16 protein-coding genes are annotated in these 25,322 nt (G+C 74.5%); 12 read left to right on the plus strand and 4 right to left on the minus strand.

The features are described from left to right. Window positions 1-57 precede the first annotated feature (57 nt). Window positions 58-1,029 carry a hypothetical protein gene (locus WMF26_RS45235; RefSeq protein WP_061621587.1) on the plus strand — a complete coding sequence of 324 codons (972 nt, stop codon included), beginning with the start codon at window positions 58-60 and terminating at the stop codon, window positions 1,027-1,029. Window positions 1,030-1,053: 24 nt separating this feature from the next. Next, the gene (locus WMF26_RS45240; protein WP_437997768.1) at window positions 1,054-3,105 is read left to right on the plus strand and encodes a protein kinase domain-containing protein; all 2,052 of its coding nucleotides are present in this window, start codon (window positions 1,054-1,056) and stop codon (window positions 3,103-3,105) included. Window positions 3,106-3,141: 36 nt separating this feature from the next. On the opposite strand, the gene WMF26_RS45245 is transcribed toward WMF26_RS45240, so the two are convergent. Further along, the gene (locus WMF26_RS45245; RefSeq protein ID WP_437997769.1) at window positions 3,142-3,429 is read right to left on the minus strand and encodes a hypothetical protein; all 288 of its coding nucleotides are present in this window, start codon (window positions 3,427-3,429) and stop codon (window positions 3,142-3,144) included. A 212-nt stretch (window positions 3,430-3,641) separates the two neighbouring features. Here WMF26_RS45245 and hutU point away from each other — a divergent pair, with 212 nt between their 5' ends. Next, on the plus strand, window positions 3,642-5,315 hold the full coding sequence (gene hutU / locus WMF26_RS45250) for a urocanate hydratase (protein WP_437997770.1): 1,674 nt from the start codon (window positions 3,642-3,644) through the stop codon (window positions 5,313-5,315). A gap of 5 nt (window positions 5,316-5,320) precedes the next feature. Here the strand turns inward: hutU and WMF26_RS45255 are convergent, their stop codons facing one another. Beyond that, window positions 5,321-6,253 (minus strand): deoxyribonuclease IV, encoded by a 933-nt coding sequence (locus WMF26_RS45255; protein ID WP_437997771.1) that lies wholly within the window; start codon window positions 6,251-6,253, stop codon window positions 5,321-5,323. 265 nt (window positions 6,254-6,518) lie between these two features. Between WMF26_RS45255 and WMF26_RS45260 the strand changes: the two genes are divergently transcribed. From WMF26_RS45260 to WMF26_RS45280, 5 genes are all read left to right on the plus strand, one after another. After that, window positions 6,519-11,093, plus strand: coding sequence for an AMP-binding protein (locus WMF26_RS45260; RefSeq protein ID WP_437997772.1), 4,575 nt, complete (start codon window positions 6,519-6,521; stop codon window positions 11,091-11,093). Beyond that, window positions 11,090-12,091 (plus strand): NAD-dependent epimerase/dehydratase family protein, encoded by a 1,002-nt coding sequence (locus WMF26_RS45265; RefSeq protein WP_437997773.1) that lies wholly within the window; start codon window positions 11,090-11,092, stop codon window positions 12,089-12,091. Before WMF26_RS45260 ends, WMF26_RS45265 begins: the two co-directional genes overlap by 4 nt. 310 nt (window positions 12,092-12,401) lie before the next feature. Continuing rightward, on the plus strand, window positions 12,402-13,433 hold the full coding sequence (locus WMF26_RS45270; protein ID WP_437997774.1) for a sensor histidine kinase: 1,032 nt from the start codon (window positions 12,402-12,404) through the stop codon (window positions 13,431-13,433). Then, complete coding sequence (locus WMF26_RS45275; protein WP_437997775.1) at window positions 13,430-14,977, plus strand: RAD55 family ATPase; 1,548 nt, start codon at window positions 13,430-13,432, stop codon at window positions 14,975-14,977. Before WMF26_RS45270 ends, WMF26_RS45275 begins: the two co-directional genes overlap by 4 nt. After that, a complete protein-coding gene (locus WMF26_RS45280) occupies window positions 14,974-15,360 on the plus strand; it encodes a response regulator (RefSeq protein WP_437334223.1) in 387 nt (128 codons plus the stop codon). Before WMF26_RS45275 ends, WMF26_RS45280 begins: the two co-directional genes overlap by 4 nt. Before the next feature lie 16 nt (window positions 15,361-15,376). Here WMF26_RS45280 and WMF26_RS45285 read toward each other — a convergent pair whose 3' ends face one another. Continuing rightward, entirely contained in the window at window positions 15,377-16,270 is an 894-nt protein-coding gene (locus tag WMF26_RS45285; RefSeq protein ID WP_437997776.1) for a DUF2267 domain-containing protein, read from the minus strand. A 204-nt stretch (window positions 16,271-16,474) separates the two neighbouring features. Further along, the gene (locus WMF26_RS45290; protein ID WP_437997777.1) at window positions 16,475-20,479 is read right to left on the minus strand and encodes a transglutaminase domain-containing protein; all 4,005 of its coding nucleotides are present in this window, start codon (window positions 20,477-20,479) and stop codon (window positions 16,475-16,477) included. A gap of 148 nt (window positions 20,480-20,627) precedes the next feature. On the opposite strand from WMF26_RS45290, the gene WMF26_RS45295 reads away from it, so the two are divergent. From WMF26_RS45295 to WMF26_RS45310, 4 genes are all read left to right on the plus strand, one after another. Continuing rightward, entirely contained in the window at window positions 20,628-21,074 is a 447-nt protein-coding gene (locus tag WMF26_RS45295) for a hypothetical protein (RefSeq protein ID WP_061622667.1), read from the plus strand. A 71-nt stretch (window positions 21,075-21,145) separates the two neighbouring features. After that, a complete protein-coding gene (locus WMF26_RS45300) occupies window positions 21,146-21,577 on the plus strand; it encodes a hemerythrin domain-containing protein (protein ID WP_437997778.1) in 432 nt (143 codons plus the stop codon). A gap of 55 nt (window positions 21,578-21,632) precedes the next feature. Continuing rightward, complete coding sequence (locus WMF26_RS45305; protein WP_437997779.1) at window positions 21,633-24,527, plus strand: protein kinase domain-containing protein; 2,895 nt, start codon at window positions 21,633-21,635, stop codon at window positions 24,525-24,527. 7 nt (window positions 24,528-24,534) lie between these two features. Then, window positions 24,535-25,278 carry a class I SAM-dependent methyltransferase gene (locus tag WMF26_RS45310; protein ID WP_437997780.1) on the plus strand — a complete coding sequence of 248 codons (744 nt, stop codon included), beginning with the start codon at window positions 24,535-24,537 and terminating at the stop codon, window positions 25,276-25,278. Window positions 25,279-25,322: the final 44 nt, after the last annotated feature.

Below are 25,322 nucleotides of genomic sequence, written 5' to 3' on the forward strand. Positions count from 1 at the left end.
TTCCGTGGCCAGCGCAGGCGCTTGCCCGGCCGGAGGACCCGCCTTAGACTCGGATCTATGCGTCCCTACGGCGCCCTCTCCACCTCATGCCTCCTCGCCGGTGCGGCTCTCATCGGCTGTTCGGCGCCTGTCGCGGGCGACGCGACCGACGTCAGCGGGGTGGTCACCCAGGGGGTCGTTCGCGTCGAGCGCGCGATCAACCTGAGCCGGGACGCCGCCCCCATCGAGCTCGACGACGCGGCGCCCGAGGGCGCGGCCGACGAGGGCGCCGGCTCGGTCACCAACGTCCTCGCGAAGTTCATGCGCCTCTCCTCCGCGATGGATCCCGAGCTCGCCGAGGGCGCGGTCGGCCAGCCGTTCGTCCTCCCGTCCGCCGGCAGCTGCATGGTCCTCTCGCCCGCCGCCGAGGACGAGGCGGCGAGCAGCTTCAGCTCGCTCAGCCCGATCGAGCTGCTCGACGCGGGCGACGTCACGATGCGGACCGACAGCACCGAAATGCCGCTCGCCGCCCGCGCATTCCCGGACGTGGGCGCCCTGGTCTTCGGCGTCTTCTACACGTCGCGCGACGCCACGAGCGACCTGCCGGCGCCGGCGCGCTACGTCTTCGAGAGCTCCGGCTCGGGGCAGCTCGATCGGTTCGCCTTCGAGGCCGACGCCCCCGCCGGCCCCGAGGAGGTGCGGGTGGGCGACGCCGACCTGGCCGACGGGGTCGAGCTCGGCGCCGGGGTCGGCGCGGTGGTGCAGTGGCGCGCGGACGAGGGCGGCGACGCCGGCCGGGCGCGCGACGTCATCTACGTCGACGTGACCTCGGCGCACGGCGCGACCGTGCGGTGCGCCTTCAAGGACACGGGCAGGGGCGTGATCCCGGGCTCCTTGCTGGATCCCTCGACGCTCGGCCCCCTGCCCGCGAGCGCGACGCTCGCCGTGCACCGCACGCGGCAGGTGCCGTTCAGCGCCGCGGGGATCGACGCCGGCGAGGTGCGCTTCGACCTCTCCGTGTACGGCCGCGCGCGCCTCGCCGCGCACTGACGACGGCTCGCGACCATCGCCGGGGTGACGTACGAGGACCTGCGACGGCGCGCGGCCGAGCTCGCCGCGATCGGGCAGCGCGAGCGCGGCGCGGCGCTCCTCGTGGCGGCCGGCGATCACGCGGGCGCGTCGGAGCTGCTCGAGCGGGTCTGCGACTTCGCCGGCGCGGCCAGGGAAGCGCTCGCCGCCGAGGACCCGGCCCGCGCGGCGCTGATGGCCGCGCTCGGCGGCGACGACGCGCTGGCGCGCCAGGCGCTCGACGCGCTCGTCGCCGCCGCGCCCCGGGACGCCGCGCTGCGCGTCGCCGCCGACCTCGCGGCGCGCGGGTTCGCCCGCCACGCCGGCGCGCTGTTCGCGGCGCTCGGCGCCCACGCCGCGGCCGCGGAGGCGTTCACCGCGGCCCAGGACGCGCGCCGCGCCGCCGAGAGCTTCGAGCTCGCCGGCCGCCCCGCCGACGGCGCGCGCGTGCTCGAGGCCTCGCTCCGCCGCCGCCCGGGCGACGCGGCGGCGTGGCTCGCCCTCGGCGAGCTCCTCGCGCGCCACGGCCGCACCGAGGCCGCGGTGCGGGCGCTGCAGCACCTGCCGCCCTCCTCCGCGGAGCGCACCCGCGCGCTGCCGCTGCTCTGCCGCTGCCTGAGCGCGCTCGGGCTCGAGGACGCCGCGCGGACCGTGCGCGACGAGCTCGCGCAGCTCGACCCGCGCGGCGAGGAGGCGCTCTCGTCGCCCGCCCCCGCGGCGGGGCCCGCCGCGCCGGGCCCGGCGCCAGGCGGGCCGCTCCTCTTCGGGCGCTACGAGACCCTGCGCGAGGTCACGGCCACCCCCCACGCGCGCGTGGTGGAGGCGCGCGACCGGATCACGGCGGAGCGCGTCGCCGTGAAGATCTTCGCGGGCGCGGCGTTCGGCGCGGGCCGCGACGCGCTCCTCCGGTTCGAGCGCGAGGCGCGCGCGCTCGCCCAGCTCCGGCACCCGAACGTCGTCGCGCTCCGCGCCTATCACCCGGAGGGGCCCGCGATGGTGCTCGCCTGGATGGCCGGCGGCTCGCTGATCGAGCGGCTCCGCGGGGAGCCGGTCGCGCCCGCGCGCGCCGTCGAGGTCGCGTGCGCGCTCCTGTCCGCGCTCGGCGAGGCGCACCGGCTCGGCATCCTCCACCGCGACGTGAAGCCGAGCAACGTGCTCTTCGACGAGATCGGGACGGCGCACCTCGCGGACTTCGGCGCGGCGCACCTCGGCGATCTCTCGACCACCGCCACGGCCGGCGCGATCGGGACGTTCGCGTACATGTCGCCGGAGCAGCGCATGGGCCGGCCGGCGACGCTGGCGAGCGACCTGTACGGCGTCGGCGCGGTGCTCGCCGAGCTGCTCACCGGAGAGCCGCCCGCCCCCGCCGTGGGCGGGCAGCTCGATCCTGCGCCGAGCGCGATCCACCCGGAGCTCACGGCGGCCCACGACGCCGTCGTGGCAGCGCTGCTCGCCGAGGACCCGGCCGCGCGGCCGGCCGACGCGTTCGAGGCGCGGCGCGCGATCACGGCGCTCCTCTGGCCGGAGAGCCCGCGGCCGCGGCGCGCGCGCGCGAGCGCCCGGCCCAGGTCGAGCGAGGCGCCGCCCTCGACGGCGGCGCGGCTCGGGGCGACGCTGGAGGTCGGCGACGGCCGCGACACGGAGGGGCGCTGGCGCGACGTCTGGCTCGATCGCGACGTGCTCGTGCTGCAGCTCGACGACGCGACCCTCGCCCGGGCCCGGGCGTTCGCGCGCGCCGGCCACGCGGCGCTGCCGTGCGTCCTGCGGGCCGACCTCGCCGCCGGCGAGGTGTGGGTGGCGCCGCCCCAGGGCCGCGCGCTCGCCGATGAGGGGCGCGCCCTGACCAGGGGCCAGCGGGCGCGCCTCGGCGAGGCGATCGCAGCGCTCCACGCGGCGGGGGGCGCGCACGGGCGCATCGACGACCAGCACCTCTACGTGCACGACGGCGAGGTCGTGCTGGCCTACCCGCGCGAGGCCGAAGGCAGCGTGGAGGAGCTCGCGGCGCGGGATCTCGCGGCGCTCCAGGAGCTCGACAGGAACGCGCTGGACGAGCTCTAGCTGGACGAGCTCCAGCTGGACGAGCTCCAGCGGGCGCTAGAAGGGGTCGCAGGGGGCGTCGTCGGTGCGCTTGGTGATGTCGTAGCAGCAGTAGTCGCCGTCGTAGTCGGGCTCGCTGTCGACCGACTTGACCTCGCCGCCGCAGGAGGAGCCGCCGAAGTACTCGAGCGCCTCTTCCTGGGAGGGGCACGCCCCCTCGTACTTGGTCCACTCGAAGCACCCGACCTTGTCGCACCCCGTGGTCGCGAGGGAGACCGCCAGGGCTGCGAGCGGTAGGGCCCGGACCGGGCAACGCGCGAGGGCCGAACGGATCGTCGAGATCATGGATTCTCCCGGGGTCGGGCGCTGCTGCGCCGCGGGCGAGCATACTCTGGTTCGGACGAAGCCGGCTGTCCGGGAGCTGCGCCGGGCGCGCCGAGCAGCCTTACGTCACGCGCCGGCGCGGCGCGCTCCGTGGCGCGGCGCGCGCGACGGAGCGCGCCACGGAGCGCGCCGCGCCGCCTGGTCGGCCTCCGCCCGCTGGGGTACACGACAGCATGGCGACCGGAGAGCAGGGGGCCCGGGTGGTGCGCGCGCCGCGCGGGAGCGAGCGGAGCTGCAAGGGGTGGATCCAGGAGGCGGCGCTCCGGATGATCCACAACAACCTGGATCCGGAGGTCGCGGAGCGCCCCGACGACCTCGTGGTCTACGGCGGCACCGGGAAGGCCGCGCGATCGTGGGAGGCGTTCGACGTGATCGTCCGCGAGCTCCGGGAGCTCGAGGACGACGAGACGCTCCTCGTGCAGTCGGGCAAGGCGGTGGGCCGCTTCCGCACGCACCCGGACGCGCCCCGCGTGCTCCTCGCGAACTCGAACCTCGTGGGCCGGTGGGCGACGTGGGACGAGTTCCGGCGCCTCGAGGCGCTGGGCCTGACCATGTACGGACAGATGACCGCGGGCTCCTGGATCTACATCGGCTCGCAGGGCATCGTGCAGGGCACGTACGAGACGTTCGTCGCCGCGCGCAAGGCGCACGCCGCGCGCGCGCCGGGCGGCGGCCGGTGGGTGCTCACCGCGGGGCTCGGCGGCATGGGCGGCGCGCAGCCGCTCGCCGCGACCATGGCCGGCATGGCCTGCCTCGGCGTCGAGATCGACCCGGCGCGCATCGAGAAGCGGCTCCGCACCCGCTACGTCGACGAGCGCATCGACGACCTCGACCGCGCCCTCGACGCCGTCATCGACGGCGTCCGGCGCGGGGCGCCGCGCTCGATCGCCCTCTGCGGCAACGCCGCCGACGTCTACCCGGAGCTCGTCCGCCGCGGCGTCACGCCGGACCTCGTCACGGAGCAGACCGCGGCGCACGATCCGCTCGTCGGCTACGTCCCGCCGGGGCTCACGCTGGAGCAGGCGGCGGAGCTGCGCGCCCGCGACCCCGTGGCGTACGTCGCGCGCGCGAAGGCGGGGATGCGGCTCGAGGTCGAGGCGATGCTCGAGATGCAACGGCGCGGGGCCGAGGTCTTCGACTACGGCAACAACATCCGCACCTGCGCGATGGAGGCGGGCTGCCAGGGCGCGTTCGCGATCCCCGGCTTCGTGCCCGCGTACGTGCGCGAGCTGTTCTGCCAGGGCAAGGGCCCGTTCCGCTGGGTGGCGCTCTCGGGCGATCCCGAGGACATCCTCGCCACCGACCGCGCGGTGCTCGAGGCGGTCCCGGGCGACCCGGATCTCCGGAGGTGGATCGAGCTCGCGGAGCAGAGGATCGCGTTCCAGGGGCTCCCGTCGCGCATCTGCTGGCTCGGCTACGGCGACCGCGCGAAGGTGGGGCTCGCCTTCAACGAGCTCGTGCGCACCGGCCGGGTGAAGGCGCCGCTCGTGATCGGGCGCGACCACCTCGACTGCGGGTCGGTCGCGTCCCCGTTCCGCGAGACCGAGGCGATGAAGGACGGCTCGGACGCGATCGCCGACTGGGCGATCCTCAACGCGCTCGCGAACACGGCCGGCGGCGCGTCGTGGGTCAGCTTCCACCACGGCGGCGGCGTCGGGATCGGCAACTCGCTGCACGCCGGGATGGTGATCGTCGCCGACGGCACCGAGGCCGCGCGGCGGCGGCTCGAGCGGGTGCTCACCATCGACCCGGGGATGGGGATCATCCGGCACGCGGACGCAGGGTACGAGACGGCGATCCGCGTGGCGGACGAGAAGGGCGTCCGGGTGCCGCACCGGGCGAGGTGACGGCGTCAGCCTCGAGGGGCGCGCGGCTTGCGCTTCGTCGGCGGTCGGGCATCGGCGGGGGGCGGCGCCGCCGCCGGCTCGGGCGCGCCCCGGAGGGCGCGCAGCCGCGCGATCTCCTCCGCGTAGCCGCGCCGCTCCTTGGAGAGCGGCGGCAGCTCGACCACCGCCGGCACGCGCGCGAGCCGCGCGTCGTTCGCGAGGCGCCAGAACGGCGCGAGCCCCATCTCCCCGTCGCCGATGCGCTCGTGCCGATCGACCCGCTGGCCGAGCGCCGCCTTCGAGTCGTTCACGTGCATGCACCGCAGCCGATCCATGCCGAGGAGCCGGTCGAAATCGCCGAAGAACCGCGCGTAGCCGGCCTCGCTCCGGAGATCGTGCCCCGCCGCGAACGCGTGCTGCGTGTCGATGCAGACCCCGAGCCGCGCCCCCTCGGGCCCGGCGCGCTCGATCATCGCGGCGATGTGATCGAGGCGATCGCCGAGCGTCGACCCCTGCCCGGCCATGTTCTCGATGCACAGCTGCGCGCGGAGCCCTCGCCCCCGCGAGAGCACGATCGCGAGGCTCTCGCCGATGCGATCGAGGCCGGCCTCCTCGCCGAGCCCGCGGTGCGCGCCCGGGTGGAACACGACGAAGTCGATCCCGAGCGCGTCGCAGCGCGCGAGCTCCTGGAACAGCGCCTCCCGCGAGCGCTCGAGGATCGAGGCGTCGTCGGCGCACAGGTTGATGAGGTAGCTCGCGTGGGCGAGCGTCGCGCCCGCGCCCGCCCACGCCGCGCGCGCGGCCCGGAACGCGGCGATCTGCTCCGCGCCGAGCGCAGGCTCCCGCCACTGGCCCGAGACCTTGGTGAAGATCTGCAGCACCTCGCAGCGATCCTCACCCGCCAGCGCGATCGCGCGGTGGAGGCCGCCGGCCACGGACTCGTGCGCCCCGAAGATCATCGGCCGCACTGCTTGGGTCGCGCCCCCCGCGCCGGCAAGCCATTCCTCCGAACGCGACGGATCTGCCACGCCGCCGCGACGCGCGCGCGACCGCGACCCCAGGAACACGCCGTCCGATCCTCCGCGAGGACCCCGATTCCGCGCGCAAACCCGCGAGCAAACCCCATGCCGGGAGGGCGCGAACCTCCGTTCGCGGCACCTCACCCTTGACGCGTTCCGGCCCAGGCGCGAATTGAGCGGCCTTCCTGGAGTCTCGATGAGCCATATGGGTGTTACGAACGGGGCCGGCGCCCGCGGGGTGGAGCCGGGGTCGCCGGGTGCGGCCAAGGGCGAGGAAACCGCGGCGGCCCCGCCGCTGGTGCCGTCTCAGGTGCTCTCGGGCAAGCGGCTCGTGGTGGTCGGAGGCACCGGGTTCCTCGGCAAGGTCTGGCTGGCCATGCTGCTCGCCAGGTTCCCGGAGATCGACCACATCTACCTGCTCGTCCGCGCCAAGGACAGCCAGTCGCCCGAGGAGCGCTTCTGGTCGCAGATCGCGACCTCGCCCGTGTTCGACCCGATCCGCGAGCAGCACCCGGGGCCCGCCTTCGAGGAGTACCTGCGGCGGAAGATCACCCCCATGAACGGCAACGTCGGCCAGCCGATGCTCGGGCTCAGCGACCGCGTGGGGGAGCTCACCGGCAAGGTCGCCGCCGTCGTGAACGTCGCCGGGGTCGTCGACTTCAACCCCCCGCTCGACGAGGCGCTCGAGGTCAACGCGTTCGGCATCAGCAACCTGGTCGAGCTCGCGCGGGCCCTCGGTGCCAAGGTGATGCACACGAGCACCTGCTTCGTCGCGGGGTACCGCTCCGGGCTCATCGAGGAGAACCACCCGGCCGAGATCCCCTTCCCCCGCGCCGCGGGCGAGACGTGGTTCGGCGCCGCCTGCCCGAAGCGCACCCTCGATCGATCGCACTGGGACCCGCAGCGCGAGATCAGCGAGTGCCTCGACCTCGTGAAGCAGGCGCGCCAGCGGTGCGAGGACGCCTTCCGGCAGAGCGCCTTCCTCGACGAGGCCAAGGCCAACCTGGCCGCCCGCGGCGAGCCGAGCCGCGGCAGCGCGCTCGAGAACGAGCTCGCCAGGGTGAAGCGCAAGTTCATCAAGGACCGGCTCGTCGAGGCCGGCAAGGAGCGCGCGCTCTTCTGGGGGTGGACCAACATCTACACCTACACGAAGAGCATCGGCGAGCAGGTCCTCGCGAGCTCCGGGCTGCCCTTCACCATCGTGCGCCCCGCCGTCGTCGAGACCGCCGTCGAGTTCCCGTTCTGCGGCTGGAACGAGGGGATCAACACCTCGGCGCCCTACCTCTACCTCGCGTCGAAGGGGCAGGTGCAGTTCCCGGGCGACCACGACGTGCGGCTCGACCTCATCCCGGTCGACATGACCGCGAGCGGCATGATCGCCTCGCTCTGCGAGCTCATCGAGGGCCGCGCGCCCGCCGTGTACCAGTACGGGTCGACCGACACGAACGGCTGCCGCGTGACGCGCTACCTGGAGCTCGCCGGGCTCTACAAGCGACGGCAGGTCTTCGAGGGGAAGAAGACCGCGCTCTTCGACATCGTGTCGTCCCGGTTCGAGCCGCGCGGCCTGACGCGGCAGCAGTACGGCGCGCACGGCGCGCGCGCCATCGAGGGCGCGCTCCGCGGCCTCGGCGGCCTGCTCAAGTCGGCGAGCGTCGGCCCCGCCGCGGCCCTGCTCAAGCCGGCGGCCGCCGCGCTGGAGAGCGCCGCCAAGGCCGAGCAGAGGACGGCCACCCTCCTCGAGGTCTTCATGCCGTTCGTCGCGGAGGCCGACTGGGTCTACTCGTGCGCCAACACGCGCGCCGCGATGGCCCGCATGCCGCCCGAGGAGCGGGCGCGCTTCACCTGGGCGCCCGAGGCGATCGACTGGCGCGACTACATCTGGAACGTCCACCTCCCCGGCCTGGAGAAGTGGGCCTTCCCGCTCATGGAGGACATGCTCCGCCGGGAGATCAAGCCGCTCCGGCCCTACGACAGCCTCGTCGACCTGCTCGACGAGGTCGCCGAGCGCTTCGATCACGCGCTCTCCCTCCAGCGGATCGAGCAGGACGGGCTCTCGCGCACGAGCTACCGCGAGCTCCGCGACGCCGCCTGCAAGACGGCCGCGCGCCTCGCCGCCCTCGGCGTCCGCCGCGGCGATCGCGTGGCGCTCTCCGGCGAGAACCAGCCGTCGTGGCCCATCGCCTACTTCGGCATCCTCCGCGCGGGCGCCGTCGCCGTGCCGATCGACCCCGCGCTCGACGCGGAGGCGTTCGCGGGCGTCGTCCGCTCGTCGACGGCGAAGGTCGTGCTCTGGGACGGCGGCGTCGAGGAGAAGATCGGCGCCGCGGTGCGCGCGGCGCTGCCGAACCTGTACGCCTTCGACCTCTGCGGCTTCGCCGAGGGCCGCGTGGCCGACCTGGGCCCGGCGTCCGGCGAGGGGCTCGCGCCCCCGGACGTGCGCGTGGGCAGCGAGGACGTCGCGAGCGTGGTCTACACGAGCGGCACGACCGGGGAGCCGAAGGGCGTGCTGCTCACGCACGGCAACTTCACCGCGCTGCTCGCCGCCCTCGCCCCGCTGTTCCCGCTCAAGGCGAGCGATCGCGTGCTCAGCGTGCTGCCGCTCCACCAGACCTTCGAGGTCACCTGCGGCCTGCTCCTGCCGCTGTCGCAGGGCGCGCGGATCATCTACCTCGACGAGGTCTCGGCCGACCGGGTGACCGACGGGCTGAAGAGGGCCCGCGTCACGGCGATGGTCGGCGTGCCGGCGCTCTGGCAGATGCTGGAGCGGCAGATCGTCGCCCGCGTGAAGGAGCAGGGGCCCGCCGCGGCCGCCGCGTTCAGCTGGGCGATGGAGCTGAACCGCATGCTCGGCAAGCGCTTCGGGCTGAACGTGGGGCGGCTCTTCTTCGGGAGCGTCCACGAGGCGCTCGGCGGCAACGTCCGCTTCCTCATCTCCGGCGGCGCCGCGCTCCCCAAGGACACCGCCGCCGTGTTCAAGGGGCTCGGCCTGCCGCTCGCCGAGGGCTACGGCCTGACCGAGGCGGCGCCGCTCCTGACCGTCGCCAAGCCGTCGCCGACGGTGAGCCCCGGGAACGTGGGCAAGCCGATCCCCGGCGTGCAGATCAAGATCGCGAACCCGGACGCGAGCGGCGTCGGCGAGGTGCTCGCGCGCGGCCCCAACGTCATGAAGGGCTACGCCGAGGGCGCCGGCGCGACCGAGGCCGCGCTCGACGCGGACGGGTGGCTCCACACGGGCGATCTCGGCAGGCTCGACAAGCAGGGGCGGCTCGTCCTCGTCGGCCGGCAGAGCGAGGTGATCACCGCGGCGAAGGGCGAGAACGTGTACCCGGCCGACGTCGAGCGCCAGCTCGGCAAGGTCGCGCACGTGAAGGAGCTCGCGATCGTCGGGATCGACAACGGCCGCGGCGGCGAGCAGGTCGCCTGCCTCGCCGTCCCCGCGCCGCCGAGCGCGAAGGGCGAGGGCGGCGACGAGGCGCTCGCGCGGGCGGCGCAGCACGAGCGCGCGCTCGACGCGCTCCGCACGGCGATCCAGGCGCTGCCCAAGCCGTGCCACCCGATGGCGCTGCACCTCCACGACGCCGACCTGCCGCGCACCGCGTCCGGCCAGGTGAAGCGCGCCGAGGTGAAGGCGATCGTCGAGCGGCTCGCCGCCTCGGCTGCCGAGGCGGGCGCGGGGGCGCTCGCGCAGGACGCCGGCTCCGCGGCCGCCGAGCCGACGTCGCACAAGCCGGGCGAGGAGCCGATCCACATCCCCCGCCCGGTGGCCGACTTCGCGAAGCACTGGATGAACAAGGTCCAGTCCGGCTTCTACGGGAACGTCATGCGCCCGAAGGTCTACGGGCGCGCGTTCATCCCGCACAACCGCAACACGATCGTCGTCTCGAACCACGCGAGCCACCTCGACATGGGGCTCGTGAAGTTCGCGCTGGGCAGCTACGGCGACGGCATCGTCTCGCTCGCCGCCCAGGACTACTTCTTCGAGGGCAACCGCTGGCGGCGCGCCTACTTCGAGAACCTCACGAACCTGGCGCCCTTCGACCGCAAGGGCGGCCTGCGCACGGCGCTGCGCCAGACCGGCGAGATCCTCGACCGCGGGCGGACCGTGCTGCTCTTCCCCGAGGGCACGCGCAGCCCCGACGGCAGCATCCTGGAGTTCAAGCCGGCGATCGGGCACCTCGCGCTCACGCACAACGTCGACATCCTGCCCCTCTACCTGGGCGGGACCTTCGAGGCGCTCCCCAAGGGGCGCAGCGTGCCGATCCGCCGCGATCTGGTCGCGCGCATCGGGCCGCCGCTCGAGATCGCCGACCTCCGCCGGCTCACCGCCGGGATGAAGTACGCGCTGGCCTGCCGCAAGGTCGCGGAGCTCACGCAGCTCGCCGTGATAAAGCTCAAGGAGGGCGGCGCCCTCGACCTGCGCCGGGTCGAGAGCATCGATCAGGCCGCCACCACGAAGGAGCACCCGCTCACGGTCCTGTTCCGCGAGCTCGAGTCGAAGTACGTGGCCGGGCGGGTCACCCAGCCGATCACCTACTACGTCACGCTCGGGGCGGAGGAGGAGGCGAAGTGGACGCTGCGGATCGATCCGGCCAGCTGCGAGGCGCGGATCGGCAAGCCGAGCCAGCAGGCGGACTGCGTCCTCAAGACGACGCCGGAGATCTTCACCAAGATCGTCCGAGAGGCCTACACGCCGAGCCCGATGGAGTTCATGACGGGCCTCGTGAAATCGAACGACATCTCCCTCCTCCAGACCTTCCAGAAGGTTTTCGATCTCGCATGAGCCGCTACCTCGTCACCGGCGCGACCGGTTTTCTGGGCTCGCACCTCGTCTCGGCGCTGCGCGGGGCGGGCCACGACGTCGTGGCGCTCTGCCGGGCGGAGGCGCCCGCGCTCGCCGAGCAAGGCGTCGCGCTCCGCCGCGGGGACGTCCTCGACGCGGCGTCGGTCCGCGCCGCCGCCGAGGGCTGCGAGGGCCTCTTCCACTGCGCCGGGCGCGTCTCGCGGCGCCGCGAGGACGCCGAGGCGCTCTACCGGACGCACGTCGAGGGGACCAAGATCACCCTCGACGCCTGCCGCGGCGCGGGGGTGAAGCGCGCGGTGATCGCGAGCACGAGCGGCGTCGTGGCGGTGAGCCGGGATCCGGACGACATCCGCGACGAGACGGCGGAGCCGCCGATGGACATCATCGCCGGCTGGCCCTACTACCGCTCGAAGCTGTACGCCGAGCGCGCGGCCTTCGATCGCAACGGGCCCGGCTTCGAGGTCGTCGCCGTCAACCCGAGCATCCTGCTCGGCCCGGGCGACGTCCACGGCGCGTCGACGGGGGACGTCGTGAGCTTCCTCGAGCGCCGGCTCCCCTTCATCCCCGCGGGCGGCCTCTCCTTCGTCGACGCCCGCGACGCGGCGCACGGGATGGTGCTGGCGATGGAGAAGGGCCGCCCGGGCGAGCGCTACCTGCTCGGCGCCGCCAACATGAGCCTCGACGTCTTCTTCCACCGCCTCTCGCGGGTCTCGGGCGTCCCGGCCCCGGCCCTGCGGCTGCCGCGGAGCATCGCGCTCGCCAAGGCGGGCGCGCACCTCATCGAGCGGGCGCGGAAGCGGCTGCCGTTCGACCTGCCGGTCGACCCGGTGTCGGCCGAGATGGGCCAGCACTTCTGGTACCTCGACGCGACGAAGGCCCGGCGAGAGCTCGGCTGGACGCCCCGCGACCCGCTCGAGACGCTGGCGGACACCGTCGCCGATCTGCGCGCGCGCGGCGTCGTCTGGCCGCAGCCGTAGGCCACGCCGCGCGCCGAGGTGCGCTGGACCAGCAAGAGCAGCACTTCCATTGAAGCGTCGATGGTGGTCCGTCACCACCTCCGCACGCGCCAAGTTGCCCCGCGCAATGGCGTTACGCCACAGCCGCCCTCCGGCGCCGGCGCGAGCGCCGCTTTGCGCCGGAGCTCCCGCCGGAGGATCGGGGCGGTCCGCCGTTTGCACGATGAGCCTGCTCGAGACCCCGCAGACAGCGAGGAGCGCGAGCTTGGTGAGACCGCATCTATCCACCGAACCCAACGCCGCAGACGCGATTCAGGCAGGCCTCGTATTGATGACGGTCGGACGGGGTGGCCGGGTCATCTTCGCCAACCCGTCGGCGCGCGAGATCTCGTTTGCCTACGAGGACCTGGACGGGCACACCCCGCAGGTCACCGACGCCGAGGGGAGGCCGCTCGGGCCCGACGAGCGGCCGCGGTCCCGCGCCCTCCGGGGCGAGTCGTTCGGCCCCCTGCTGACCCACTGGAAGACCGCCGAGGGCGACTTCGCGCTCCTCGTCCGGTGCGACGCCGTCGACCACGGCGACAAGCTCGCCGCGCTCACCTTCATCGACGTGACCGCGTTCCAGCGCTGGACGGAGGACACGCGCGCCGCGCTCGCCGCCCGTGACGAGTTCCTGTCCATCGCGGCGCACGAGCTCCGGTCGCCCCTCAACGCCCTGCTCCTCACACTTCATCGCATCAAGCTGCGCATCCCGCCGGACGGGTCGTTCCCGGAGCTCGACAGGCTCGTCGACATGTCGGAGCGCCAGATCGATCGCCTGACCAGCCTGGTCCAGAACCTCCTCGACGTGACCCGGATCCGCGCCCGCCGGCTCGAGCTCGATTTCGAGCCGAAGGATCTGCTCCAGATCGTGCGTGACGCCGCGGAGGCGATCGCCGAGCACGCCCGGGCGGCCGGGACGCCGGTCCAGATCGTGGCCAGCGAGCCCATTTTCGGGCTCTGGGACGGCGCGCGCATCGAGCAGGTCGTGCAGAACCTGCTCACGAACGCGCTGAAGTACGGCGGCGGCGGCCCGATCGAGGTCTCGCTCGCGCGCGAGGGCACGACGGCCAAGCTCACGGTGCGCGACCACGGGCCGGGCGTCGCCGCAGAGGACCACGACCGGGTCTTCGAGCCCTTTCAGCGGATCGCCTCCACCTACAAATCGCAGAGCCTCGGGCTCGGTCTCTACATTGTGCGCGAGATCGTGCAGGCGCACGGCGGCAGCATCGTCATCGAACCCCCCGACGGCGGGGGCGCGGCGTTCGTCGTTCGCTTGCCGGTCGCGCAACAGACGTCAGAGACTGCGACAGAACCGTCATGACGCGAGAACGTGAACACCCGAGAGACACACAGCCCCCCTCGACCGAGGACAGGGAGAGCGACAGCCCGAGCGCGGAGATACCCCGGCTGGAGACCGGCATTCCGCGGCTCGATTACATCCTGAAGGGCGGCTTCCTCCGCAACGGCACCTACGCCCTGATGGGGCCGCCCGGGAGCGGAAAGACGATCTTCGGCAACCAGCTCTGCTTCGAGCACATCCGGAGGAGCCCGAGCGCGCGGTGCGTCTACGTGACGCTCCTCGTCGAGTCGCACAGCAAGATGATCCGCCACCTGCGCGGCATGAAGTTCTTCGATACGGGGATGATCCCCGATCGCATCTACTACATCAGCGGCTACCCGGCGCTCCGCGATCAGGGCCTGCCGGCGCTGCTGGAGCTCTTGCGCCGCACCCTGCGCGAGCGCCGGGGCACAGACGTGCTCGTGATCGACGGGCTCGAGAGCGTCGAGCAGCGCGCGCCGACCGCGCTTTCGTTCCGCGAGTTCGTGCACGAGATCCAGGGGCTCTCGGCCCTGAACGACTGCACGACCTTCCTCCTCTCGAGCACGCGCGATCCGTCGCACGCCGAGAACGCGCTCGTGGACGGCGTCATCGAGCTCACCGATAAGCTGATCGGGCCGCGGGCCGTCCGGGAGCTCACGGTGCACAAGTTCCGCGGGAGCGACTACCTGCGCGGCAAGCACGAGGTCGAGATCGACACGTCCGGGATGGTCATCCACCCGCGCACCGAGATCCAGTTCGACAGCCCGCGGGCGAGCGCGTCCGAGGAGCGCTGCCGGATGGGCTTCGGGATCGAGAGCTTCGACGCGATGCTCGAGGGCGGCTTGCCCTCGGGCTCGACGACCGCCCTCCTCGGGGCGCCCGGCACCGGCAAGACGCTCCTCGGTCTCTCGTTCCTGGCCGAGGGGGCGAGGCGGGGCGAGCACGGGATCTACTTCGGCTTCTACGAGCCTCCGCCGCGGCTCCGCGAGAAGGCACGGAAGGTGGGGATCGATCTCGACACCCACATCGAGAAGGGGGCAATCCAGCTCATCTGGCAGCCGCCGCTGGAGCACATGGTGGACTCGCTGGCGGAGCAGCTGCTCGAGCTCCTGCGCCAGGACCCGACGCCGCGGCGACGGCTGTTCATCGACGGCATCGAGGGCTTCCGGGCGGCGTCGGTCTACCCGGACCGGATGCCGCGGTTCCTCTCGGCGTTCACCAACCAGCTCAGGATGCTCGACGTGACGACCGTGGTGACCGAGGAGCTCGACCTGTTCACGCCCCTCATCAGGATGCCGAACCCCGAGCTCGGGAACGTGGTCGAGACCGTCGTCCTGCTCCGCTACGTCGAGCTCCGGTCGCAGATCCACCGGCTCATCTCGGTCATGAAGATGCGAGAGAGCCTCTACGACAGGTCGATCCGCGAGTTCGTCATCTCCGAGCGCGGCATCGAGGTGGCGAGCTCGTTCGCGTCGGCGGAGCAGATCCTCTCGGGGCAGGCGCGGCTCCTCGCCGGAGCGCACCAGAGAGAGGAGGCGCCATGACGACGGTGCTGGTGGTGGACGACGAGGTCGACCTCCTCGCGTGCATCGAGGGGCTGCTCGAGGACGAGGGGTACTCGGTCGTGACGTGCCCCGACGGCAAGCAGGCGCTCGATTACCTGCGAGGGTCGCGTCCGGATCTCGCCCTCGTCGACCTGATGATGCCGATCATGAGCGGCTTCGACCTGGTGCAGGCCGTCTCCGCGGAGCAGCGGCTCGACGGCATGCCGATCGTCATCATGAGCGCGGTGGAGCAGCGCCACGAGCTGCTCCAGAAGCTCGGCGACCGGGCGCAGGCCGTCCTCAAGAAGCCGTTCACGGCCGACAAGCTCCTCGGCATGGTCCGCAAGCTGCTCGCGGCGCCCGCGCCCGCGCCGGCCCCCTGAGGCGCCGCCCGGCGGCTCAGACCGCCCGGCGCAGGGGGGTCGGCGGGAACAGGTCCTTCATGTCGAGCGGGAGCTGGCCGCGGAACCCCTCGATCTCGCCGGCGGAGACGCTGTCCGCGACCGCCTCGCAGATCGCCTGCAGCACGAAGCCGGCGGCCTCGCGGTCGAGGCGCAGCTCGCGGGCGACGTCGTCCTCGATGGTCGCCGTCGTGATGCGCTTGTCGGGCCCGTCGAGGAACGGATCGAGCGACGGGTGGAGCTTGGAGGGGAGCTGCGCGATGAGGTGCCGCGCCTCCTGGGGCGTCACCCTGCGGCAGAGGTTGCCGAGGACGATCTGGAGCGCGAGCTCGGCGCGGTCGCGCTGCTGGAGGCCGCTGTGGCGCTCGACCGCGTGCAGCAGCCGGCCATAGGCGCTGTCCGCGCGCGCCTTGCGCCGGGTGAGGGCGCGCACGGGGCCGCGCGAGCGCTGCTCGGGGCGCGCGATCCCCTCCGGGTGCAGCGCGCCCCCCGGCTTGAACCGGGCGGCCACCTCGAGCTGCGCGCGCACGACGGAGCCGGCGGCCTCGGCGTCGATGGCGCCGTCGGCGAGCAGGTCGTCCAGGGTCACGACGCCGACGGGCCGACCTTGCTCGGTCAGCGGCACGCGACGACACGCATGATCGCGCATGATGCGCACGGCGTCGTCGATCGACGCGTCGATCTCGAGCGTCGCGATCTCGTCCGACATGACGTCGCGCAGCGAGGTGCTGCGCGCGTCGAGATCGCCTGCCACGATCTCGAGCGCGATGTCGCGGTCGGTGACGATGCCCGCGAGGCCCTGGCCATCGTGGACCAGGACCGCGCCGACGTGGTTGTCGACCATCGCCCTCACCGCGTCGTAAGCGGTCGAGCGCGGGCTCAGAACGATCATTCGCGGGCGTCGGTATTGTTCTAGCGGCATGGCGAGATCCCTCCCCTGGGTAGCGCTGGCGCGTGGGCGCGTTGAACGGCGGCTAGCCAGAACGGTACCAACGGCCGCCGGCCGGGGCGGCCGCGCGGCGGGGAGGCCGACCCGGCCGCGCGAGGCCGGGCACGGCCGTGGCGGCGGCCCTCCTCGGACCGCCGCCGCCCGCCGTCACGGCGCCTTCGGGCTCGCCGGCGCGACGGGCACGAGCCGCACCATCCGGTGCAGGAGCCCGTCGACCCGCTGCAGCCAGCCGCGCCAGGCGGCGTACTGCGCCACCGGGATCGTCGACCGGTCGATGACCACGCGCTCCTTCACCACGACCGCGTTCTTGCCCGGCGCCTTCGCGAACGAGATCGACGCGCGGCCGAAGTCGCCGCCGTCCTCGTCGCCGCCCGGCGGGAGCTCCGCGAACGCGTACCCCGCGGGGGCGACGATCGTGATCGTCCGGTTGTGGTGCCGCGGCGCGAGGCTCGGCGGCAGGACCACGGGCAGCGTGCGCTTCACGAGCGGCGCGAGCTGCGACGTCAGCGTGGACGTGCCCGAGAGCGGCACCGCGAGCTCCGCGCCCTCGCGGCGCGCGAGCCCCTCGGAGCGCGCCTCGAACTCGAGCGTCGCCGCCCCGTGCGGCAGATCGGCCTGGAACGCCACCTTGGGCTTCACGTCGACGGTCGGGAACCAGCCGTACGCGAGGTACTGCTCGACCCACTGCGCCCGCGCGTCGGCCTCCGCCAGGTTCGACCGGAGCTCGAACGCCGCGTCGCCGATGTGCCGCTCCTTGGCCGCGAGCTCGCCCGCACCCGACGGCTGGAGCGCGATGGTCCACTCGGCGTCGACGCCGTGATCGGCCGGCGAGCTCGCCGGCGTCTCCACGATCTTCGGCGGCCCCTCGTCGACGAACAGCGAAAGCGTGCGCGCGTCCATCGCCGGCAGCGGCCCGAGCCGGCTCTGCGGGCTTGTCGCGTCAAGCCACAGGCCCGGCGCGCCGCCCGCGCCCGGGAGGTACGCGATGCCGTGATCGAACACCGGGATCGCCGCCACCTCGCTCCGGAGCAGCGAGGGCTGGCCCGTGTAGCGCGTCTGCACCAGCACCTCCGTCGCCTCGATGCCGATCGACTTGAGCAGCGTGATCAGCAGCATCGCCTTGTCGTCGCAGTCGCCCTGGCGCCGCGCGAGGAGCTCCTGCGGGCGGTTCGGCAGCCACCACTCGCCCGAGACGAAGTTCACGTACCGGATGTCGTCGGCGACGAAGTCGAAGAGCGCCCGCAGCTTGTCCTCGCGCGTGGTCTTGCCCTTCGTGAGCTCGGCGGCGAGCCGGCGGACCTGATCGTCCGGCTCCGTGAAGCCGGCGACCGCGCCCCGGTACCACTCCCGGAAGTCGTGCCAGCCGTGGAACGTTGAGCCGACGACGACCGGCAGCACCTCGGCGAGGTGCGGGGCGAGCGGCTCCTCGGGCACCTCGGGCGGGTCGTCCCAGATGAACCGCGTCACCTGGCGGCCGTCCTTCTCGGACCGGAGCACCCGCTCGGCCTTGCCGTTCAGCACGTCGATCGCCAGCGGATCGCTCGTCGGCGAGTCGACGACGACCTCGTTGTAGAGGATCGGCCGCGTGTCGGTCGAGCCGACGTAGTCGATGAAGTAGAACGGCGCGTCGCCCCGGCGCCCGACGGGGCCCGGGGTCCACGCGCGCACCGCGACCTCGACCACGTCGCCGGCCTTCAGCTTGGGCCAGCGCACGAACGGCCGCTGCCCGCCCGCGCCCTGCTCGTCCGGCGGCGCCACCGTGCCGTCCTTGCGGTGCACGCGCGCGAACAGGAGCTCGGTGTCCTCGGCCTCGGCGGGGATGTCGCGCTCGTAGAGGTCCTGATCGGTGCGCGGCTCGATGACGATCTCGCGCGCGTAGTGCATGAGCTGCGAGACGCGCTTGTCCGGGTGGTACGTCACGACGCGCACCCAGTGGAGCTGCCGGTCGGCCACCTCGCCCTTCTTCGCCGGTTCCTTTCGCCCGCGCTCGAGGAAGACGCCGGGCGCGGCGAGGTACTGCTCGTCGCGCATGCGCCGCCGGCCCGGCGCGCCGGCCGCGCCCTCGCCGAGGCGGAGCGCGAGCTCGGCCTTGAGGAACGGGTCGCCCGGCGCGAGATCGCGCGCCCGCGCGAGCGCGCCGTTCGCGAGCGCGGCCGCCGCGCCGCTCGCCTGGCCCTGCCGGACCGCGGCGAGCGCCTGGAACGCGGCGGGCTGGTTCGGCGCGACCTGCGTCGCGTACGACAGGACCTCGCGCGCCCACGCGACGCGGCCCGCGTCGTGGAGCGCGCGGCCGACGCGGATGACGTCCTCGGCCGACGTCTGCTGCGCGAGCGCGCCGGCGGCGGCCACCTCCAGCGCGGCGCCGCCCTCGGGCTCGAACGCGAGCACGTAGTCCGCGCCCCGCGACTCGGGCGCGATCTCGGCGAGCCTCCGCGCGGCCCGCAGCGCGAGCGCCGGGTCGAGCCGGGCCGCGGCCGCGATCTCCTGCCAGACGACGACCGGGGTCCGGTCCTTCTGCTCGCGCTCGACCGCGAGCAGCTCCTCGAGCCCGGCGCGCGCGAGCCCCGACGTCCCGAGCTTCTTCTCGACGAGCCCGCGGAGGACGCGCGCCTCGGGGTCGCGCGCCGAGCGCAGCGGCTCCTCGCGCAGGACGGCGGCCGCCCAGTCGGCGCGGCCCGAGGCCAGGTGGGCCGCGACGAGCCTGCGCTGCGCGAACGAGGCGGTGGCCCGGTCCTTCTCGGCGAGGCCGCGGGCGCGCGCGGCCTCGAGCCAGCCGCTGCGGTTCGCGCCGAACGGCGACACCCACCCGGCGAGGGCGAGCGCGTCCGCGGAGATCCCCGGCGACCGCGTCACGCGGTCGAGCAGGCCGGGGGCGCGGGGCGATCGCTGATCGTCCGCGCCCCCGAGCGTGCGCGCCACGACGGCCGTGAGCGTCTGCTCCAGCGTCTGCGCCGCGCCCGCGCCGAGCGCCCTGTCGAGCGCCGTCGCGACGGCGGCCGACGGCGACGGCGCGGCCGGGGGCAGCGCGAGCCTCGTGAGGTCCGACGAGGTCGCGAGCGCCACCGGCCGGCGCTGCTCGTCGGTGAAGCGCACGCGGACGCGCCCCTCGTCGGCGATGGCGCCGGTGCAGACCTTGAGGGCGAGCAGGTGATCGCCCGCGGGCGCCTCGATACGCGCGGCGATGCGGTCGAGCACGAGCCGCTGGTGGGCCGCGTCGCTCGAGGCGACGTCCGCGCCGTCCCACGCGAGCCGCACGGCGCCGGTCGCGGCGACGTGGGCGAGGATCGGCTTGCGATCGAGCGCCGCGGGGACGGTCACGCGCGAGGCGAGGTAGGTGCAGCTCTCGGCGCGGGGGTGGATGTAGAGGTCGAGCGGCACGCCGCGCGCGGTCGCCGCGGCGGGCAGCACCCGGCGCCACGCGACGTCGTAGACGCCCCAGGCGTAGCGGGCGCTCATGTCCGAGAAGCGCTGGCCTTCGGCCTCGGGCCCCTCGCGGCGCGCGAGCCCGCCGCCCGAGTTGTCCTGGAACGGCCCGAGGATGGCGAACGCCTTCACGAGCCCCGACGGGTCCGGGGGCGCGTCGTACGAGACGGCGCGCGCGCCGGGCCACGTCGCCGCCGGCGGCTCGGGGGCGAGCGAGGCCGCGAGCCAGCGCGCCTCGTCGGCGAGCGGCGAGGCGGACGCCGCGACCTGCGCGAGGCCATCGCGCGCGCGGCCCTGCGCCGCGCGATCGGAGAGCGCCGCCGCGATCACGAGCCCCGCGAGCGCGTCGTCGCCGCCCCGCCGCGCCCGGGCCAGCGCGGCGCCGAGCATCTCGTCGGGCGTCGCGGCGGTCCACCGCGGCGCGGGCGTGATGGGCGTGCGCTTCTCGGCCGCCGGCGCGCCGCCCGCCGCCGGCGCGCGCGGATCCACCTTCGCGCCGCTCGGACGCCGCGCCGGCGCGCCGCCCGCCCCCGGCGCGCCGCCCGCCCCCGGCGCGGCCGCGTCCGCCTTGGCGCCGCCCGGGCGCGGCGCCTGCGCGTTGCCCGCCGCGGGCGCGACGGCGATCGCGAGCAGCGCCGCCAGGCATCCGCCCCGGCGCGCCGCGCGCCCCGCGCGCCGATCTCGTCCTCGTCGATCGCCTCGATCTTCCCCCGGCGAGCTCCGCTCCATCGATCCTCGCTTCCAGGGCACGGCATAGCGCGTGCCCGATCGCGGCGCGAGCGCGGCGATCACGCGCGGGTCGCGCGCGCGGCCGCCCCGCGGCGTGAAGCCGTGCGCGAATTTGGCCGCCGGGCTCGCGGCCCACTAGCCTGCTCCCATGCGCCGCGCGTCCCGATGGCTGCTCTCGGCGGTGATGGCCCTGACCACCCTCACGGCCTCGCCAGCGTCGACCTTCGCCCGCGACACCAAGGTCGAGTGGAAGAGCGTCGACGTGCCCGCGGGCGAAGGCCAGGCCCAGCGGGCGCGCGCCCTGCGCGGCCTGCTCAAGAGCGCCGCGAAGAAGGCGGATTTCGGCGAGGCGAAATCGGTCGTGCTGAGCGCGCGCGTCGCCGAGTTCACCTCGGTCACGCGGGGCGACGTGCACCGCGTGAGCTGCACCATCGTCGGCCGCGTCGTCGGCGGCCCCACCGCCCGCTCGCGCATCTCGTTCGGCGGCAGGCCGTCCGAGCGACAGGCGCTGGAGAAGCAGGTGCTCTCGATGGTCGCGAGCGGCGTCGTCGGCCGGCTCGCCGCGATCGTTCGCGCGCGCGCCGCCGCCGATTGACCCCGCGCTCGAGATCGCGCCGCGCCGGCCTCGACCTCCTCCGGGATCTGGGTTACGACGGCCCGCGCGTCATGGAACTGGACCGGATGGTGAGCGAGCTCTTCGAGGAGGAGGAGCGCGCCCGCGAGATGGCGCGGAAGCTGATGGCGATGGCGCAGCGCTCCGCGGACGAGGCCAGCGCCGAGCGCGGGAGCCTGCTCGCGTTCCTCTGCGGTCCGATGGAGCGGCACATGCGCTGGGAGGAGACCGCGATCTTTCCTCATTTCCAGGCCCGCGGGCTCGCCGAGGAGGTCCAGGTCGCGCTGAAGCAGCACGCTGACGTGCGCGAGGCGACCGAGGCGCTGGCGAACGTCGCGCAGGGCGGCGACGTCGCGGGGAGCATCGTCACTGTCGCCCGTCTGCTCCTGCACCATACAAATTTCGAGGGCGACTACATTTATCCGGAGCTCACCCGCGACGAGTGGCGCGAGCTGATGAAGGAAACCGTTCGTCAGGGGATCTGAGGTGGTACGCAGGAACTCGACACAGATGTTCCCCTCGACGTAGGCTTTTGCCGCCGTGTCTACCGCAGCTGGTCAGGTGCTGAGCGAGCGCTACCGCCTCATCCGACCCGTGGGGCAGGGCGCGCAAGCCTCGGTGTGGGTCGCCGAGCACCTGGCGCTCGGCACCCAGGTCGCCGTCAAGCTCATCGATCCCGAGCTCGCGAAGCAGGAGGACGCCCGCGAGCGGTTCCGCCGTGAGGCGACCGCTGCAGCGCAGCTGCGCAGCACGCACGTCGTGCAGATCCTCGATCACGGGATCGAGGGCGAGCAGCCGTTCATCGTGATGGAGCTGCTCGAGGGCGAGGACCTCTTCGAGCGGCTCGCGCGGAGGCGCCGCCTCACGCTCCAGGAGACGTCGAAGATCGTGACGCAGGTCGCGCGCGCGCTCACCCGCGCGCACGGGGCCGGCATCGTGCATCGCGACCTCAAGCCGGAGAATTTTTTCCTCTGCGCGAACGAGGACGACGAGGTCGTCAAGATCCTCGACTTCGGCATCGCCAAGGTGGGCCACGGGAAGCGGGCCGCCCAGCGCACCACGGTCGGGACGCTCATGGGCACGCCGCACTACATGAGCCCGGAGCAGGTGAAGGGGCTCCGGGAGGTCGACTTCCGCGCCGACCTGTGGGCGCTCGGCGTGATCGTCTACCAATGCGTGACGGGCGAGCTCCCGTTCGACAGCGAGGGGGTCGGCGACCTGCTGATCAAGATCTCGCTCGGCGAGATCCCGGTGCCCTCGCGGGTGAACCCGGAGCTGCCGCCGAGCTTCGACGCGTGGTTCGCGCGCGCGTGCGATCGCGATCCGGAGCAGCGCTTCAGCAGCGCGCGCGACCTCGCGGAGTCGCTCGCCCGCATCGCCGAGCTGTCGACCGAGACGGCGGCGAGCAGCGTGAGCTCGCCGCGGCCGCCGCCGATGCCGCCCCGCGGCTCGCCGACGCGCCCGCCGGCGGCCCCGCCGCGGCCGGCGATGGGCTCGACGATCCCCAAGGCGCCGCCGCTGCCCCAGGTGGGCGACCCCGCCGGCGCCATCTCGACGCGCTCGCCCGAGCGGCGGCCGAGCGAGCAGGCCGTGGACGCGGCGGCAGCTCCGCTGTCGGCCAGGCCGAGCGCGCGGGTTCCGGCGCGGCCGAGCGAGCGGCCGCCGGCGCCGCCGCGGCTCACCGAGCGGCCGCCGCTCAGCGAGCGCGCGCCGCTGTCGGCCAGGTCCGGCGAGCGGCCTCCGATGCCGCCGAGGGCCACCGAGCGGCCTCCGGCGCCGCCGCGCCCCACCGAGCGGCCTCTGACGCCGCCGCGCGCCACCGAGCGGCCTCCCCCGGCGCCGCCGGCGCCGCCGCGGCTCACCGAGCGGCCTCCGGCGGCGTCGCTGGCTCAGGTCGCCGAGCAGCCGCCGGCGTCGTCCCAGCGGATCGACCGGCAGCCGCCCAGCGAGCGCGCGCCGCTGTCGTCGCGGCTCGGGGATCGACCGCTGGCGCCGCCGCGGCGCAACGACAGCGCATCGCAGCGGGCGCCGCTCTCCGCGGGCACGCCGCTCCCTCCGAGTGCGCCGCCCTCCGCGGGCGCGCCGCTCGCCACCGGGACGCCGCCCTCGGCGGGCGCGCCGCTCCCTCCGAGCGTGCCGCTCCCTCCGAGCGTGCCGCCCTCCGCGGGCACGCCGCTCCCTCCAAGCGCGCCGCCCTTCGCAGGCACGCCGCTCGCCACCGGGGCGCCGCTCTCCGGGCCGCCGAGCAACACGTCGCCCGCGGTGGACGGCGTCGAGGCCCCGCCTGGCTCGGAGCCGCTGGCGCTGGCGCGCAGCAAGATGCCCCGGAGGGAAGCCGACAGCGCGCCCTCGCTCGTCGACGTCGACATCGAAGAGTTCGACGACGACGTGATCGACACCGACGTGGACGAGCCCTGGGCGGCGCCGTCCGCGCCTGCGGCGCTCGCCCCGCCGGCCGACGCGGCGCCCGCCTCCGGCAAGCCCGCCGCCCACGCGCCGGCCGTGCCCGCCACCCACGCGCCGGCCGTGCCCGCCGCCCACGCGCCGGACGAGCCCGCAGGTCCTGCGCCGGCCGAGCCCGCGCTGCCGGCGCTCCAGAGCGGCGCGCCCGTCGCGCCGAGCGCGCCGGACGAGCCGCCGCCCGCGGCGCAGACGCCGCGCGCGCTCTCGCCGCACGAGGTCGATCCGCGCGCGGCCTCGCGCGAGCACGACGAGCCTCCGGGCCCCGAGCTGCCGGAAGAACCCCGCGACAGCGTCCGACGAGCGGCCGTCGCGGCGGCCGTGGCCGCGCCGCCCCCCGCCTCGCTGCGCGCGTCGCGGCCGCTCGAGCCCCCGGTCGCGCCAGCCGTCGCCCCACCGGCTCGCGCCGTGCCTTCCGGCGAGACGCCGGAGCACTGGATGAAGGCATCCAGCGTGAGCGGGCTGGCGCAGGAAGGCGAGCTTCCGGAGTTCGACCCCGGCTCGCGCCGGCGCCGGCGCGTCCGCTGGGCGGCGCTCGCGCTGGTGGCCCTCGCCGGCGTCGTCGCCTGGCAGGTCCTCCGCTCGCAGCGGCTGCCGCAGAGCGCGCCGGCGGCCGAGAGCGAGACCCCGCCGCCCGCCGCCGCGCCGGCGCCGGTGCCGCCGCAAGAGCCCGCGCCGGCGCCGCCGCAGGAGCCCGCGCCCCAGCCCAGCGCCACGGCGTCGGCCTCGCCGACGGCCGCGCCCGCTGCACAGCCGTCGGCCAGCCCCTCCGCGACGGCGCCGCCGCGGAAGCGGCGCCCGGCGCCGCCGCCGAAGAGGCAGCGCAAAGCGCCGGCCAAGGTGGACGACCTGACGATCGAGATCCCGACCCCTCCCTCGGAGCCGGCCGGGGAAGAGCCGGCCTCGCCCCCCGGAGAGTCGCCGCCCTCGACAGCGGCCCCTCACCAGGAAGAACCGGCCCCGCACGCAGAGTGAAGAGCGGATGGAAACGACAGCATACCAGCAGTACTCCGAGGAATCCGGCGACTGGTTGAGGAAGGGGAGGGCTCGGCTGCTGGCCCACCTGGTGCGCGAGTTCGGCCCCGGACGGCGGCCCCTCGAGCTGCTGGAGGTCGGCGCCGGGGTCGGCCAGAACCTGGGTGTCCTCGCGGAGTTCGGGGCCGTCGACGCGAACGAGGTGAGCCCCCTCGGCCAGGAGGCGATCGCGAAGGCGAGCGCGGCGAGGACGCTCTACAGCGCGCCGCTCCCGTTCGAGCTCGACCGGCGCTACGACGTGATCTGCGCGCTCGACGTCATCGAGCACATCGAGGACGACCGCGCCGCGCTCCGCTGGATCCACGACCACCTGAGCCCCGGCGGGATCTTCGTCGCCACGGTGCCGGCGTATCCGTGGTTGTTCAGCGATCACGACCGCGCGCTGCAGCATTTCCGCCGATACACCGCCGGCAGCTTCCGCGCCGCGCTGCCGGCCGACTTCCAGGTGGAGGCGTGCGCTTACTTCAACCAGCTCCTCTTCCCGGCCGCGGTCGGCTCGCGCGCCGTCTGGAGCGCCGCGCGCAAGCTGCGCCCGGGCAAGACCAGCATGAAGCAGCCTTCGCCGAAGTCCGGCCTCGCTTCGTCCGCGCTCGAAGCCGTCCTCCGCGCGGAGGTCGATCTCATCGCGCGCGGCCGCCGGCCGAGCTTCGGCCTGTCGGTCTTCTGCGTGGCGAGGCGCACGGCGGCCTGAGGCGGGCCCCGGTCGCCCGGGCCTCCCGCGGCCCCGGGCTCGCC

The organism is Sorangium sp. So ce185 (assembly GCF_051526825.1).
Classification (GTDB): domain Bacteria; phylum Myxococcota_A; class Polyangia; order Polyangiales; family Polyangiaceae; genus Sorangium; species Sorangium cellulosum_D.

Bases quoted from the DNA above. Each gene is read 5' to 3' on its own strand.
- WMF26_RS45290 (WP_437997777.1), bottom strand. From the start codon at position 20,479: ATGGAGCGGAGCTCGCCGGGGGAAGATCGAGGCGATCGACGAGGACGA.
- WMF26_RS45295 (WP_061622667.1), top strand. From the start codon at position 20,628: ATGCGCCGCGCGTCCCGATGGCTGCTCTCGGCGGTGATGGCCCTGACC.
- WMF26_RS45255 (WP_437997771.1), bottom strand. From the start codon at position 6,253: ATGATCTTCGGGGCGCACGAGTCCGTGGCCGGCGGCCTCCACCGCGCG.
- WMF26_RS45265 (WP_437997773.1), top strand. From the start codon at position 11,090: ATGAGCCGCTACCTCGTCACCGGCGCGACCGGTTTTCTGGGCTCGCAC.
- WMF26_RS45285 (WP_437997776.1), bottom strand. From the start codon at position 16,270: ATGATCGTTCTGAGCCCGCGCTCGACCGCTTACGACGCGGTGAGGGCG.
- WMF26_RS45270 (WP_437997774.1), top strand. From the start codon at position 12,402: ATGACGGTCGGACGGGGTGGCCGGGTCATCTTCGCCAACCCGTCGGCG.
- WMF26_RS45275 (WP_437997775.1), top strand. From the start codon at position 13,430: ATGACGCGAGAACGTGAACACCCGAGAGACACACAGCCCCCCTCGACC.
- WMF26_RS45245 (WP_437997769.1), bottom strand. From the start codon at position 3,429: ATGATCTCGACGATCCGTTCGGCCCTCGCGCGTTGCCCGGTCCGGGCC.
- WMF26_RS45310 (WP_437997780.1), top strand. From the start codon at position 24,535: ATGGAAACGACAGCATACCAGCAGTACTCCGAGGAATCCGGCGACTGG.
- WMF26_RS45280 (WP_437334223.1), top strand. From the start codon at position 14,974: ATGACGACGGTGCTGGTGGTGGACGACGAGGTCGACCTCCTCGCGTGC.
- hutU (WP_437997770.1), top strand. From the start codon at position 3,642: ATGGCGACCGGAGAGCAGGGGGCCCGGGTGGTGCGCGCGCCGCGCGGG.
- WMF26_RS45260 (WP_437997772.1), top strand. From the start codon at position 6,519: ATGGGTGTTACGAACGGGGCCGGCGCCCGCGGGGTGGAGCCGGGGTCG.
- WMF26_RS45235 (WP_061621587.1), top strand. From the start codon at position 58: ATGCGTCCCTACGGCGCCCTCTCCACCTCATGCCTCCTCGCCGGTGCG.
- WMF26_RS45300 (WP_437997778.1), top strand. From the start codon at position 21,146: ATGGAACTGGACCGGATGGTGAGCGAGCTCTTCGAGGAGGAGGAGCGC.